The organism is Sphingobium phenoxybenzoativorans (genome assembly GCF_001757355.1).
Taxonomy (GTDB): domain Bacteria; phylum Pseudomonadota; class Alphaproteobacteria; order Sphingomonadales; family Sphingomonadaceae; genus Sphingobium; species Sphingobium phenoxybenzoativorans.
Genome location: NZ_MINO01000084.1, coordinates 1 through 14,885, shown reverse-complemented (window position 1 = coordinate 14,885; position 14,885 = coordinate 1). Strand labels below are relative to the sequence as shown.

12 protein-coding genes are annotated in these 14,885 nt (G+C 59.3%); 6 read left to right on the top strand and 6 right to left on the bottom strand.

All coding sequences use genetic code 11. From position 1 onward, the window contains the following. Positions 1–123: 123 nt before the first annotated feature. Positions 124–1,617 (top strand): IS21 family transposase, encoded by a 1,494-nt coding sequence (gene istA / locus BHQ40_RS21730; RefSeq protein ID WP_011950768.1) that lies wholly within the window; start codon positions 124–126, stop codon positions 1,615–1,617. Continuing rightward, positions 1,614–2,381 (top strand): IS21-like element ISSsp5 family helper ATPase IstB, encoded by a 768-nt coding sequence (istB, locus tag BHQ40_RS21725; RefSeq protein WP_007686288.1) that lies wholly within the window; start codon positions 1,614–1,616, stop codon positions 2,379–2,381. The genes istA and istB overlap by 4 nt, the downstream gene beginning before the upstream one ends. Before the next feature lie 83 nt (positions 2,382–2,464). On the opposite strand, the gene BHQ40_RS21720 is transcribed toward istB, so the two are convergent. From BHQ40_RS21720 to BHQ40_RS21705, 4 genes are all read right to left on the bottom strand, one after another. Beyond that, a complete protein-coding gene (locus BHQ40_RS21720; RefSeq protein WP_070157887.1) occupies positions 2,465–3,976 on the bottom strand; it encodes a TonB-dependent receptor in 1,512 nt (503 codons plus the stop codon). Positions 3,977–4,046: 70 nt separating this feature from the next. After that, positions 4,047–5,480: a carboxylesterase/lipase family protein gene (locus BHQ40_RS21715; protein WP_083277099.1), complete on the bottom strand. Its 1,434-nt coding sequence runs from the start codon at positions 5,478–5,480 to the stop codon at positions 4,047–4,049. Between the two features lie 47 nt (positions 5,481–5,527). Beyond that, complete coding sequence (locus BHQ40_RS21710) at positions 5,528–6,085, bottom strand: aromatic-ring-hydroxylating dioxygenase subunit beta (RefSeq protein WP_171905921.1); 558 nt, start codon at positions 6,083–6,085, stop codon at positions 5,528–5,530. Then, on the bottom strand, positions 6,082–7,431 hold the full coding sequence (locus BHQ40_RS21705) for an aromatic ring-hydroxylating oxygenase subunit alpha (protein ID WP_083277097.1): 1,350 nt from the start codon (positions 7,429–7,431) through the stop codon (positions 6,082–6,084). Before BHQ40_RS21705 ends, BHQ40_RS21710 begins: the two co-directional genes overlap by 4 nt. Positions 7,432–7,526: 95 nt before the next feature. On the opposite strand from BHQ40_RS21705, the gene BHQ40_RS21700 reads away from it, so the two are divergent. From BHQ40_RS21700 to BHQ40_RS21685, 4 genes are read left to right on the top strand one after another with little or no spacing between them, the layout of a single operon-like run. Further along, positions 7,527–8,453: a DODA-type extradiol aromatic ring-opening family dioxygenase gene (locus tag BHQ40_RS21700; protein WP_070157884.1), complete on the top strand. Its 927-nt coding sequence runs from the start codon at positions 7,527–7,529 to the stop codon at positions 8,451–8,453. After that, positions 8,450–9,454, top strand: coding sequence for a DODA-type extradiol aromatic ring-opening family dioxygenase (locus BHQ40_RS21695; RefSeq protein ID WP_070157883.1), 1,005 nt, complete (start codon positions 8,450–8,452; stop codon positions 9,452–9,454). Before BHQ40_RS21700 ends, BHQ40_RS21695 begins: the two co-directional genes overlap by 4 nt. Further along, positions 9,451–10,260: an SDR family NAD(P)-dependent oxidoreductase gene (locus BHQ40_RS21690; RefSeq protein WP_070157882.1), complete on the top strand. Its 810-nt coding sequence runs from the start codon at positions 9,451–9,453 to the stop codon at positions 10,258–10,260. The genes BHQ40_RS21695 and BHQ40_RS21690 overlap by 4 nt, the downstream gene beginning before the upstream one ends. A 2-nt stretch (positions 10,261–10,262) precedes the next feature. Further along, the gene (locus BHQ40_RS21685) at positions 10,263–11,027 is read left to right on the top strand and encodes a 2-keto-4-pentenoate hydratase (RefSeq protein WP_253183438.1); all 765 of its coding nucleotides are present in this window, start codon (positions 10,263–10,265) and stop codon (positions 11,025–11,027) included. A 360-nt stretch (positions 11,028–11,387) separates the two neighbouring features. Here the strand turns inward: BHQ40_RS21685 and BHQ40_RS21680 are convergent, their stop codons facing one another. Together BHQ40_RS21680 and BHQ40_RS21675 are read right to left on the bottom strand one after the other, a co-directional pair. Then, positions 11,388–13,814, bottom strand: coding sequence for a TonB-dependent receptor (locus BHQ40_RS21680; RefSeq protein WP_070157880.1), 2,427 nt, complete (start codon positions 13,812–13,814; stop codon positions 11,388–11,390). Positions 13,815–13,943: 129 nt separating this feature from the next. Further along, positions 13,944–14,885 (bottom strand): VOC family protein (locus BHQ40_RS21675; RefSeq protein ID WP_216094917.1); only part of this gene is annotated, 942 nt, incomplete at its 5' end.

The window sequence follows — 14,885 nt, the reverse complement described above, 5'->3', positions numbered from 1 at the left end:
CCCTGAGAACGGCGGAGCAATATTCGACCACGGTAGCGGCGGGATAGTCCTGCTGCGGGCGGCGTAAAAGTCGTCCACCTTGAAGCCTTTCTGCCGAGTCAGGGAGGTGTGGGGATCTACAGCGTGGAACTTTATCTTCAGGTCCGTCTGGCTTGCGCGGATGGCATGAGCCAACGGGCGGCGGCGAAGCGTTTCAATGTGTCGCGCGAAACGGTACGCAAGATGCTGTCGTTTTCATCGCCGCCGGGTTACCGGCGCCAGTCCGTACCGCAGCGCCCGAAGCTGGACGGGTTTGTGGCGATCATTGATGGATGGCTTGAGGGTGACCGCAGTGTCCCGCGCAAGCAACGCCATACGGCGAAGCGGGTATTCGACCGTTTGCGCACCGAGCATGGTTTCACCGGCGGCTATACGATCATCAAGGATTACATCCGGGAGCGCGAACAGCGCAGCCGGGAGATGTTCGTGCCGCTGGCGCACCCTGCGGGAGATGCGCAGGCCGATTTCGGGGAAGCGCTGGTGGAGATCGGCGGGGTGGAGCAGAAGGCCTACTTCTTCGCGCTCGATCTGCCGCACAGTGATGCCTGCTATGTGCGGGCCTATCCGGCGGCGGTGGCGGAGGCCTGGGTGGACGGACACGTGCATGCCTTCGCGTTTTTCGGCGCGGTACCGCGCTCGATCGTCTATGACAACGATCGCTGCCTTGTGACGAAGATCCTGCCCGACGGCACGCGGCAGCGTGCCACGCTGTTCAGCGCTTTCCTGTCACATTACGTGATCCGCGACCGCTATGCTCGCCCGGGCAAGGGGAACGAGAAAGGCAATGTGGAGGGGCTGGTAGGCTATTGCCGGCGCAACTTCATGGTGCCGATCCCGAAGTTCCCGACCTGGGAGGCGTTCAACCTGTGGCTGGAGGAGCAATGCCGCAAGCGCCAGCAGGACAAGGTGCGCGGGCAGAGCGAGACGATCGGTGAGCGGCTGCAGCGCGATCTCGCGGCCATGCAGCCTCTGCCCGCTACACCCTTCGAGGCCTGCGATCAGAAAGGCGGGCGGGTCTCCTCGCAATCCCTGGTGCGCTACAGGACCAACGATTATTCGGTTCCGGTGGCCTGGGGCCATCAGGAGGTCTGGATCAGGGCCTATGTCGATGAGGTGGTGATCGGCTGCCGCAGCGAAGTCATCGCCCGTCATCCTCGTTGCTATGCCCGCGAGGAGGTTGTCTTCGACCCGCTCCATTATCTCCCGCTGATCGAGCAGAAGATCAACGCATTCGACCAGGCTGCGCCTTTGCAGGGCTGGGACCTGCCCGAAGCGTTCACGACACTGCAGCGGTTGATGGAAGGGCGCATGCACAAACATGGCAGGCGCGAATATGTGCAGGTACTGCGCCTGCTGGAAACGTTCACCCTCGCCGATCTCCAGGCGGCGGTCGAACAGGCCATCGATCTTGGCGCCATCGGCTTCGATGCCGTCAAGCACCTCGTCCTGTGCCGGATCGAACGCGTACCGCCCAGGCTGGACCTGGACGTCTATCCCTTCCTGCCACGCACCACGGTCGAGAAGACCTTTGCCAGAGCCTATCTGAGCCTGCTCTCCGACCGGCAGGAGGCCGCATGAGCGATCAGGCCCCGGAGATCCTTCTCGCTCACCATCTCAAGGCGCTCAAGCTGCCTACGTGCCTGCGTGAGCATCACAAGCTCGCGCGGCAATGTGCCGCTGAAGGCGTCGATCATATCCGCTTCCTCGCCCGCCTCGTCGAGATGGAAATGATCGACAGGGAGCGTCGCATGGTCGAGCGGCGCATCAAGGCCGCGCGCTTCCCCGCCGTCAAAAGCCTCGACAGCTTCGACTTCGCCGCCATCCCCAGGCTCAACAAGATGCAGGTGCTCGAGATGGCGCGCTGCGAGTGGATCGAGCGGCGTGAGAACGCCATCGCTCTGGGGCCATCAGGCACCGGAAAGACGCACGTAGCGTTGGGGCTCGGACTGGCAGCATGCCAGAAAGGACTGTCGGTGGGCTTCACCACCGCGGCAGCGCTGGTCAGCGAAATGATGGAGGCCCGCGACGAGCGCCGTCTTCTGCGCTTCCAGAAGCAGATGGCCGGATACAAGCTGCTCATCATCGACGAACTGGGCTTTGTGCCGCTCTCCAAGACCGGCGCCGAACTGTTGTTCGAGCTGATCTCCCAGCGTTACGAACGCGGCTCCACCTTCATCACCAGCAACCTGCCCTTCGACGAATGGACCGAAACCTTCGGATCTGAGCGTCTCACAGGCGCGCTCCTCGATCGCCTGACCCATCACGTCAGCATCCTCGAGATGAACGGCGAAAGCTATCGCCTCGCGCACAGCCGGGCCCGCAAGGCCAAAACCAGACCCTGAAAATTACACCAATGCCGGGGGGAGTGGCCCTCGGGCTACGCCCTCACGCCACTCCCCCCGGCATGTAACACGATGGCCTGGTTTTACGCCGCCGAATGGCCGACTTTTGCTCCGCCGTTGACAGGCAAACCGAAATTGGCAGCAAATATCTCGGCGACTGCATCCGAGAAGGCGCTGAACTGCTGATCAGGAGCCTGGCCCCCGGTCCCAACAACGGATGATCGGTCAGCCGTCTTCTTGACGCGGCTGAAACGACCGCCCAGGTTTACTTCGATCATATTGACAGGTTTGACCGTAAGTGCGGCGAATCCAGACAGCGTGGTCTGCTTCTGATGTACGTTGATGCTTTGAACGAAAGGCGTGTTGGCAGGAACGAGCCCCGCCAACAAGGGGCTCGCCGCTACGTTGCTGTTATAAGAAGCGCGAAAGCTGCTTGATTTCAGGTCGTTGTGTTCGAAATAGGCCCCAACGGCGTAACTGAACCACCGATCAGTGGGGGATTGGAAGCGCAATTCCTGGCTGTAGGCGTCGTAATTTTCCAGCTGCACCTGGGGGAAAGCATCGTTCCGGCCCAAGGCCGCGACACCCGCGCCTGTGGAAGCCTGAACCAGCTGGCGCAGCTTGTGATGAAAGACGCCTGTCGTCGATGTCAACGTGGACTCGCCAAACTCCTTGCTGATGGTCAGGCCACTGTTGACCATGTCATAGTCAAAAGAACTCGGCCCTACTGCGGTCACGTAATCCAGCCGATTGTCCGCCGTTCCCTCACGGATAGACTGAGCGCACGCCCCGGTAGGCGTACCGAAATCGGGATTGGGGCAATTGAGCACTTCGAAATTATACTGGTTCTGGTCACGCAACTGCGCACCATCGACACGGAAATCGACCTGGAGATCATCCGATCCGTCCCAGCGCAGGGCGATACGACCTTGCTTGTCGCTGTTATCGGGTCCCTTGTTACCGGTCCGGGTATTTAACACGAACCCGTCCATACCGGTGAATTTGGCAGCCACCCGAGCGGAGAGATTATTGGTCAGCGGCCCGCTAACGACGCCTTCTGCCACATATTCGCCATCAGTAGGCGCATATGCCAGATTGGCATATCCTTCAAATGTGCTGGTGGGCTTGGCCGACGTGACGCTTAACGCACCGGCGATGGTGTTGTTGCCGAAAAAGGTCGATTGGGGCCCCTTCAGAATTTCGATACGCTCGATATCAAGAAAGCCCAGCCGTGTCGCCCGCGAACGGCCCAGGTAGATGCCATCCAGAAAGGTTCCCACCGACTGTTCGAAGCCAGCATTGGTGCCGGAGCCGACGCCGCGAACCGTGAGGACATCCGATGCCCCACCAACATTCACCTTCACATTGTTGATGCGCGACGTCAGGTCACCGAGGGTAAGGACGTTGTTTGATCGCAACGCGTCTCCAGTAGCCACAGCGACTGAGATCGGTACATCCTGCAGACTTTGCGAACGCCGTTGCGCAGTCACGACAATATCCTCGACCATGGTCGGGTCGGAAACCGTCTGCGCCGCTGCGCCATTTTGACAAAGCGCAACCATCGAGCCGCTGACAAGCAGCATCATTTTTTTCATTAGACATCCTCCCAGGTTTCTCGCCTGCGGGGATAGACCGGTTACAGACGCTATGCAAGCATAAGTTATGCTAGATGAGCTTTTGCAGAGAGGCGAGTTGGCTCTCACGCCATTTTGCACCGGCGCGTGGAGTCGCGGCGAGGAGCAGATGGGCTTCCTCGCTGGTCGTGAACCGGGGCCATTCGACAAGCCCGGCTCCGTTGGGATCGCCGGTTTGCGCAAAATTGACCCAGTATCGCATCATGATTTCGCTCGCCTGACGATCATCACCGTCAACATCCTCAAGAGTTCCAAAGAGGAAGTCTCCCTCATCCGCATGCGTGGGTGGGATGCCATCGTTGCGACGATGGTCAAAAACATAGCGGAACACATCCGCCCGGCGGTCGGCCATCGCACGAAGAAGGCGACGCAGCCCCAGCTCGATTGAGTGATCGCCGAACAGACGCGAAAATGACGAACCGACGTCTCTGTCGGAAGATACGGGATACAGCGCCGCAACAGCGTCGGCGGTGGCCCCGAACACCTTCTCCAAATAACCGCGGTAGTCATCAGCCGAAGCAACATTCATGCGCTTGGCAAAAAAGCGTCCCTCATCTTCATTGGAGCCTGCCAGCAAGGGAATGACAGGAAAATCGGGGGATGCTGGATCAATCTGGGTTGGCACGACCCAACCATCGACTATGGGCCGCATTGGGCGCGCAGCGGTCAGCGTGAGCGATGGCGAAGCCAGGCTGGCAGCACGCGCCTCCAGTTCCGCTGCATCCAGCGCTCGCAGGTCCTCGAGATCGAGCCCCAGCTGCAACCCATGATCCTCGGCATCGGCAAGTGAACTGAGGGGCGCGTAGGAACCCGGCGATTGAAAGATCGCCTTGTCGAAGGCCTTGGTCAGCAGCGGGGAGGCCAGCGCCGCAATACCGGCGGCAGCACCGGCCGACGCCCCGACATAGGTGAGATTGTCGGCGTTGCCGCCAAACTGCCCGATATTGGCTCTGACCCAGGCCAGCACAGCCAGATGGTCCAGCAGACCGTAATTGCCGGAGGAGCCATGGGGCGATTCAGCCGACAAAGCCGGATGAGCGAGGAAACCGAGAACGCCCAGACGATAGTTGAAGCTGACAACGACGGCACCCTGCCGCGCCAGAGCGGCGCCTTCTTCCTCCGAAAATGCGCCGCCACCGGTTGTGAAGCTGCCGCCGCCCGACCATATCATCACGGGCCAGCCGTCCGTCACCGGCTCGGCCGGAGCCCATATGTTGAGATACAGGCAATCTTCGGATTGACCGGGCGCGCGAGACGTCCTTCCCCGCACAGGTTGGATTGCGTCCAGCCCGAAGGCCCGGGCGTCGCGCACACCTTGCCAGGGAGTAACGGGTTGCGGCGGTTTCCATCGCAAATTCCCCACAGGTGGTGCCGCGAACGGCACACCAAGAAAGCAAAGCAGATCCTGATGCCTGATACCGTTCAAGCGACCGTGTTCCGTCAGAACGATATTGTCCGCCGTCATTGTTTCTACCCTCTACCTTTTATTACCTGTGTCACGGTTCGTGCCGTTCAGAAGAAAGTGGTCATGCCCTTCGCCAGCAAAGTCGTCTGGTCGAGATAGATAGCCCGCGACTTGAGGCGCAACCGACCATCGTGGCGCAAGAGTACATCCTCGCGACGGCCCACGTAGAAACAGTCTTCATAATCCATCCGGCTGAAGTGGACAATGAAGCGGCTATTTACCTTGACGGTTTCATCAGCGTAATCGCTCATCCTGATGTTGGTGACGATATGGGTGGTTCGCGATTGCGGCTCCTCGGCCCAGTGATCTCCGCTCTGCAATTGCTTGACGCGCGCTATTAGGGTTGGCTTGCCCTCGTCAAACCAGGCATAGCCGACACCAGCGCGGGTATATTCCTCTCCAGGATCGGCGCTCTTCATATTGCGTGCGAGCGGCATCCAGTAACGGACGTCGTCGGCCAGCAAGTCGAGCCAGGCGTCATATTGCCGGCTGTCGATCAGTTCGCACTCAAGCGCGTAGAAATCCTCTACTTCCCGCTGCATCCACAACTGTGCGATCTTATCCGCCCTGTCTTCCTGCATCTCGCTCATATCCAGATTGCTCACCCTTCCACCCCCGGACGGCCACCGCCCTGCCCGTTCATCATGGACAGCCATTTGGCGTAGAAAATGCGCTGGTTATGTTCCGAAACGCCTTCATCGACAAAGGCGCCGTCGCCCAGCCAGCTCACCGGCCAGGCCCACTGCGCCTTGCCCCGGTTGAGCTCGTAATTGAAAGGATGCTGCGCGGCGCTGGCCAAAGCCGCGCCCGTTTGGGCCATCGCCCAGTTTTCCGTATCGTCTTGTTCGACCATTCCGGCCGGACCCGCATAACGAAGAAGATAGGATCGCAGCGCGTCCTTGACGTCCTGAGGCGCGCGTTTTGGCACAAAATACCATCGCAGAACTTCGGTCTTGCCAGCGGACAGCGGAACCCACAGGCTGACGGACCAACGCCCGGCAGCGTTGTAGGAAAAGTTGGGGAAGAGCGACCCGCCCCTATTGTAGAAACGGGCGCGATCACCCAGCCGTTCATTGCGGGCATAATGGGCGTTGCGGAAATATTCATCGACGCTGGGATTCAGGCCCCACATCGAATGATATTCGCGGCCCTCCTTCTCATATAGGGTGACGCGCCCGCCATGCCCCCCTGCCGGGTAGGCGACATTCAGAATGCGGCTGGGACTGTCGACCGTGTCCCAAACATGCCGACCCTTTTCGCCGCTGAGGGAAATGCCGAGCCGCTCGACCGAGAAATGGCTGGGCTCATGATACAGATCGCCCGCCATATTTTCAGCGCCGAATTTCCAGTTGCTCGGAATGATCCATTTGGAAATGCCGTCTATTACTTCCAGGCCATCATCCTCACCGTCGGGGCCGCTCAGGAAATCGCGCAACAGCAGCGCTGCATCGCTAAGATAGTCCTCGAACGCCGGAAGCGATTCATCAAATGTCGCCCAAATAGAGCCATGGAAACAGGCAACCCGCGCCTGAATGAGGGACCATTGCGACCGGTCCAGCTGCCCGCCATACCCCTCCGACGATCGTGGAACACCGACCAGAGAGCCATCATTCGCGAATGTCCAAGCGTGATAGGCGCAGGTGAACCGGGCTGCGTTACCCTTGTCATACCGGCACACGGCCATACCGCGGTGGCGACAGGAATTCAGCATTACGCGAACCTGACCGTCATTCCCCCTGGCAACGATGACCTGATCCGTGCTCAAGCGGGAGAGAAAGAAGTCGCCCTTGTTGGGAATCTGACTCTCATGCCCGACGAACAGCCAGGACTTCGCAAATATGGCAAGCTGCTCCTGCCGATATATGTCCTCGCTGGAGAAAGCGGCGCGGTCGATCATCTCCGCTTCCGTACCCGGCATTGTTCTCGTAGCCACCTCAACCTGTCCCATCATGCGAAATCCATATTGCTATGCTGCCATAGCTTATGGTATCACAACATCTGTCCCGTCAAGCGGTTTGTACGCTTCGGGCGGATTGTGGAGAGAAGATGCCGTTGGAATTAGGTTTGGCCTCGTCTTATGCGCCGTCGCTCTACCGGGGCCGCGACAATCAGAAAATGGTCACGGAATATCTTATTGGTGATGCCGTGCAGCCGCCGGAAACGGCGGCCGAGGGACCAGCCGAGCGGCAGGCTTATATCGACCGGTTTAGCCAGACGCTCGACCGTGCCCGGTTGAGCATCAACGAGGCCGGACTCGACACCCTTGTGGTACTCATCGCCGATGACGACCGCTATTTCTCAAGGAGCAATACGCCGCAGTTCCACGTCTTCATCGGCGAGGAAATCTGGGGCGACAGTAGTATCGCTCACATCGGCGAGACTGCAAATCCAACCACCTTCAACTGTGATGAAGACCTCGCCAATTTCATCGCTCAAGAACTGGTACTGCGCCATTTCGATATTGCGGAGTCGCGCGGCGCGTTCCGGCCGGTGGGTGATCCTGAACGGGGCATGGCGCCGGGCATAGTTGAACTTCTTCGCGAACTGAAAGTGACGATCCCGATCGTCCCGATCCATATCAACTGCCATTCTCTTCCGCGCTCCAGTGGATCGCGCTTGTGGGCATTCGGTGAAGCGCTGGGGGAAATATTGGGATATAGTGACAAGCGGCTTGGCATGGTCGTGTCTGGCGGCATGAGCGGCGACCCGCGCGGATATATGGCGGGCTGGATCGATGAAAAACTTGATCGCTGGGCGATGCAGCGGCTGGCCCTTGGTCGGTCGGAGGACCTGATCGACATGTGGAGCGCTCGCTCGCTTACGTTGAATGGCACGACTGCGGAATTGCGCCTGTGGCTGGCCTTGGGCGCTGCTATGGAACGCTCCGGCGCCAAGGCACGCGTCTGTGACTATTTCCCGTTCCACGGGGCCGCCGCCGGAATCGGCACGATGGTTTGGGAGGCCCGGCCATGACGTTGGCGCTTGGCATGGCGTGCACGCATTTCCCGAGCCTGTTCCAGGAGACCTATGAAGGTTGGCAACGTTACTGGCGAATATTGAGCAGCCATGTGCCGCAGCCCCCTGAAGTGTACGAAGAGGATGCGGACAGGATCGCATCCTTCATAGAGCGCCGCAACGCCGCGTTCGAGACCTTCCGAAAGGCTTTCCGCGCGGCAGAGATCGACGTTCTGGTCGTAATCGGCGGCGATCAGGACGAATGGTTCGACCGGACCCACATCCCTAATCTGTTCGTCTATTCCGGCAGCGATCCCATCAAAGGTTTTCATAATTACGGCTCGATGGACAGCGATCCGCCACTGCAATTTTTTGAACACCCCGACCGGTTCGGCTTGGAATTGGCGGTTCATTCGCAATTGGCGCAGGCGCTGACGCAATCCTTGCTGGACGACGATTTCGATGTTTCGACATCGACCAAGATCGTGCCGCAGGGTCGCCCGACACATGGGGCCCCCCATGCCATTGTGCGCCCCCTGCCCTCGATCATGCCGGAACTCGATGTGCCCGTCCTCCCGGTGATCATCAAGACAATCGAAAATTCACCGGCCAACATGACGGGGAAAAGATGCCTGGAACTGGGGCGGGCCATCGGCGCCTTCTGCGCGCGCCAGCCGGAGAGGATCGCGATACTCGCGAGCGGTGGCATGTCGCATGATCCGGTAGGGCCGCGGTCAGGCTGGGTGGACGAACCCCTGGACCGCTGGCTGCTCGACATTCTTGCCGACGGCCGGATCGATCCGCTCGGCGGCCTGTTCTCCTTCCAGTCAGCCAGCATGGACTCGGGAACCGGCGAACTGCGATCCTGGCTGGTGGCGGCTGCCGCCATTCAGCAACAATATCCGGGCATAAAGGCGGACATCCTGGATTATTTCCCCGCGCGAAAAGCCACGGCCGGTTGCGGCTGGGCCTTGTGGCACCCTGACCTCACGCCCCCCCAAGGAGGCAGCGCTGCGTGAGCGGCGCGGTCCTCATAAGCGGCGCTGCTACCGGAATCGGTGCCCAGATAGCGATCTATCTGGCCGACAAGGGTTACGACGTCATCGCTTTCGGGCTAGACACTGATCTGCCCATGAACATCGAGGCGCCTGGGCGGGGCACTTTGAAAGAGTGGTCGACGGCACGATCGCTGCCGGTCACGGTCGTCGAGGCAGATGTCACGTCGCCTGACGAGATCGATGCTGTCATCGCCTTGGCGATGGCCGAGCATGGGCGCATTCACGCATTGGTCAACAATGCGGCCGTGCGATGGCTCGGTTCCGTGCCGGATACATCATTCGAGCGGTTCCAGCAGACTTTGGCTGTGAACCTCGGCGGAGCGTTTCTTTGCTCGAAAGCGGTGCTCCCGGTGATGACAGCCTCTGGAGGAGGCGCGATCGTGCATATCGGATCGGGCGCGGGCTGGGGCAAGGCGAACATGGCGGCCTATGCGGCCAGCAAGGGCGGCCTCATCGCTTTGAGCGCATCTATCGCCTATGATCATTTCCACGATCATGTGCGTTCCAACATAGTCATTCCCGGCGGAGGGCTGATGTCGGGCATGATCGCATCGTCTCCAGAGGAGAGCGCGCGTATCCGCGCATCCATGCCGGGAACGGCCGCCGGCCGACCGGCCGATGGCGCGGATATCGGCGCGGCCATCGAATTTCTGATATCGCCCGCGGGTGCAACCATTTCCGGTGCGGTCCTCGATGTCGGCTCTTTCTTTCATCAGGGCGGCCCCCTGCCCCCCCATCCATCAGCTTCCGCAAATAAAGGCTCATGATCTTGAAACATTCTATCGAAACCATGGTCGACAGCCTCGACCAGGCGCAACAGTCAGCGACCGCAACGGACCAGCTCTCCACCAGGTTCGGCTTATCCCTTGAAGATGCCTATATGGTGCAGCAGGGCCTTTTCAAACGGCGGACCGACCGCGGCGAAAGGATCGTCGGCTTCAAAATGGGCTTCACCAGCGTCGCAAAGATGAAGCAGATGGGCGTGTCCGATCAGATCATCGGCCAGCTTTCGGACAGGATGCGGATCGGTGCCGAGGGGCTCAGCCTGTCGTCTTTCGTCCATCCCCGGGTCGAACCGGAAATCGCCTTTCGGCTTGGTGCGCCCTTATCAGGCGATATCTCCCGCGATCACGCATTGGCATCGATCGATGCCGTTGCGCCTGCGATCGAGATCATCGACTCGCGCTACCGCGATTTCAAGTTCAGCCTTGCCGATGTCATCGCCGATAACAGTTCTTCGGCTGCCTTCGCGATCGGCCAGTGGCGCGATCCCGGCCTCGACCTGTCCGATGCGCACATGACGATGGAGGTCGGCGGCGAGCGATTTACTGGATCGTCCTCCGCGATTCTTGGCGACCCCGTGCTGGCCATCGTTTCGGCGGCTCGCCTGGTAAAGGAAATTGGCTCCCGGCTGGAAGCGGGGATGATCATTCTGGCAGGCGCTGCCACCGAAGCAGTCGCTATCGGTGCACCCGGCCCTGTCCGCCTAGACGTGGCCGCACTCGGCTCCGTCGAATTCACGGTCAATCCTTGAGATGCTGGATTTATGAGAAGTTTCAGGCGGCGGCGGATCTTTGAGCGCGTCCTGAGCTACCGTCATGCTGGCAGCAACGCCGTAAGTTTGGTGCAGGCCATTGCAAGCGACAGGTGCGAGCCGCCGAGCCGCGCTCCAAATCGCGCAGGTGCCAAGCCGGCCCCGTACTTCACCCGAAGCCAGGCTTGCGCCTGCATGATCCTTGGCCACGAGCCGAAGTACGCGGCCTGTCCCCGCTGATGTGCCGGTGAGCGGCTGGGCGGGGAGCCAAAACATCCCCGCCTCCATCGTGACGGCCACCTGTCAATCACACGATCAGCAAAAGGTTATCCCTTGCGATCCCAACTTCGTACGTCCGCCCTAGAAACGGATGCTTGCCGTCGCGCCATATGTTCTTGGCGGGAGTGGCGACGAGGCGAAGGAGCTTAGCTGGTTATTGAAGAAGCTCTGGCCGATCGGATGTTCGTTCTCGATGTTGCGGATAAAGGCAGTAATCGCCCAGTTCGCATCCGCATGTCTGAAGGTGATCGCGGCATTTGTGGTGGTATAGGCTTCCTGCTCGCTGATGCCTGGCAGCATTTCGAAGCCTACCATATTTCGGGTTTGATAATGAAAGTCGGCGTTGAACACCAATTCATATGTTGTTCCGACCGGAATGACTTGCTCCGCGCCAAGATTGATCGTCCATTTGGGGGATCGCAACGCGTCAAAGCCGGAGCAGTTCACCAGCACCTGATCGGAAATGCCAGGCGCGGGCGCAAACGGACATCCGGTTACCGGCGGGGGAGAGGTCGGCCCGGAGGGAAGGAGATAAGAGAATTCGTCATATTTGGCGTTGAGATACTGTATATCTCCATTCAACGTGGTGTACCGCGCCGGTTTCGCGATGACATTCACTTCGAAACCGTAATTCTTCGACTTGCCGGCGTTCTCGGTCACGAACGACAAATTTCCTAAGCCATCGTCCGCGAAGTGGGACACCTGCTGATCTTTGAAAATCCAGTAGAAAAATTCCATGTTCACGCGCAGCTTGTTGCCCAGGAAGGAATTTTTCGTTCCGATTGTATAAGCTGTCACGGTTTCCGGCCCGAATGTCGGGATAAAGTCCGAAAAGCTGAAACCGCCCGCATGATAGCCTGTCTCGACGCTCGCGTAGAGCAGGTTGGATGGCGTCAGATCATATTCGACCCCCGCGCGCCAGGTGACACGCGTTTCAGACTGTTCTTCATCCAGCGTCGTCGTCGCGGCGGTGTAGATCACACCCGCTGGACCGGTGGGCAGGACATAGACAGACCCCGTCCCCCCGCTGACATCCACGAGGCCGAACTCGCTGACCAGCGTGCGGACGAAGGGAGACGATGGCGTCGGAAAAAGCGGCGCATCCGGACACTGGTTGATGCCCGGCAATGTGCACACGAGCCGAATGTTGGTGTTGGTTCCCGAAAAGGGCTTTTTCTCGTGGGTCAGGCGGGCGCCGCCGATGATCCGGAAGGAGTCAGTAGGAGCGACGGTGAGCCGTCCAAAGCCGGCCAGGGAATCCGTACCCACGCGTATATTCTGCGTCGATGACAGGACCGCAACGTTAAAGTTATAATCGGACCTGATGCTTTCCGTATAATAATATCCGCCCAGCAGATAACGTATCAGGCCCTCATCGGGGCTGGCGAGGCGGGCTTCCAGACTGAACTGGTTATCATCCTGCCGCGTAAGGCTGGGGAAACCGGTTCCGGTATCCAGGCTTGAAAGGCTCGACTCCCGGTAGGATGCGATCGCGGTCAAGGCTCCGATCGGGCTGTCGTGATTGATCTCGGCGCGGACCCCCCAATAATGGTTGTCGGTGGAGGGATCGAGGGGTGACGTAATGTCGCCAAATCTGCCCGCTGGAAAGGAATAAAGCGACTGCAGGATGGCGGCTGTTCTTGGATCCTGCAGACCAACGGTCCGCGGGAGGGGGTCGTCGACCGGTGTGAGGCCGAAAGTCGTGAGATATCCGGTAATGACGGACCCGGTGCCATTGCCCCCGCTGTGAGCATAGTCCGCCGACAGCTTCAGCTTCACGGTGGGCGACGGTTCGACCAATAGCTGCGCGCGAATGGCATAGCCCTTTTCGTCATTCGTGCCGTCGGACAGATAGCCGTCATGCTCGTTATACGTAAAGGCGACGCGTGCGGCGGATATATCGGACAGACCGACATTGACGGCCCCCGAAAGTCCGACCGTGTCGTAATTGCCGACGGTGCCGGTCAGATAGCCTCCGGTTTCACCGATCTTCGGGCTGACCGGGATGACGTTGATCGCGCCGCCGGTCGCATTCCGCCCGTACAAAGTACCCTGCGGCCCTTTCAGGACTTCTACCCGTTCCAGGTCGAAAAAGGTGTTCTTAACTGATGTGGGCCGGCCGATATAGACGCCATCGACATTGAACGCCACGCCCGGATCAACCAGGGAAGTAGCGGACGTGTTGCCAACGCCGCGCAAGTAAAATGCCTGCGTGCCTGCGCCACCTTGGCTGACCTGCAAAGCAGGTACGATTGTAGTGAGCTGGGATGCAGAGGAGACGCCGGCGCGGGTCAAGGCAGAAGTGTCGACGACGCTGATCGGAATTGCTGCGCTTTGCGCGCTCTCCTGCCGGAACTGAGCGGTCACGATGATGTCGGCGATCTGGTCGGACTGATCGGCAACGCTGCTGGAGGAACTCTCGCCTTGGCTCGCCTCCTGCGCTTGTGCCACGCCAATTAATGACGTCGTCGCCAGAATCGATACGAACAAATATCTGTTCAAACGCATAATAAATCTCCCCTTTTATTTCTTTTCTAGAATTTTATGCTTTGATATTTATATTGATGCGCAATATTATTTATAATTAATAGCATCATACCGGAACGTAATCGGGAAACGGCTATAATTACTACCTGATTAGATCGGGCAGCTTTTCCAAATGCCCTTGTCTTCACCCGCGATCATGGTCGGCACCATTTCGTCGAAAGGAGACCCGGCTGTTCCCCACAGATCCGAAGCTTCGGGACTGGCCTCGAACCGGCGCACATTCCAGGTAGCTTCGTCGACCGTCTCCAGCTCAGTCGTATATTCCACGATGTTACCGGCCGGGTCGGCAAAATAAGAGAAAGTGTTATCGCCTGCCGCGTGTCGGCCCGGTCCCCAAATCGGCTTGCGGCCCATCGCCCGCATCAAACGACCGGTTCCGCGCATGTAGGCATCGAGACTGCCCATCTCGAATGAGATATGATTGAGGGAAGTCTTGTGCCCCTTGGCGATCGCCAAGACATGGTGCTGGGTGCCGCAACGCAGAAAGCACATCATGTCGGCCATCCAGTCTGTCAGTCGGAGACCGAGATGCGCCTTGTAAAATTCCATCGTCGCGAGGACATCTACCGAGTTTATGACGACATGGCTGAGCTTCAGCGGGACCGCCTGCTTCGGATCAATCGCTACTGCCGGTCGCATTTCAACATTGGCGGAAATTTCGATCAGCCGACCGTCGCAATCGAAGAAGCGAAATCCATAGCCGCCGCCTGGCGTCTGCAATGGCCCAGGCTCCCGGTCGATCTTGACATCCGCGGTTCGCAGGCGCGAACACAGCGCGTCGACGTCTCCTTTTCCCGGGACAGCAAATGCAAAGAAATCCACGCGCTTTTCTTCAGCCTTGCGCACGCGAACAGCATAGGCTTCGCCACCCGCCTTGCAGCCCAGATAAGTGACGTCCTGCGCCTCTGCTACGACCTCCAGGCCCCAGATGTCGCGATAAAAGGCCACTGTTTCTACGTAATTGGTAACCCCGATCGCCGCGTGGCGCACATGCGTGATCAAACAATTCGCAGATGCCGAAATAGCCACCGT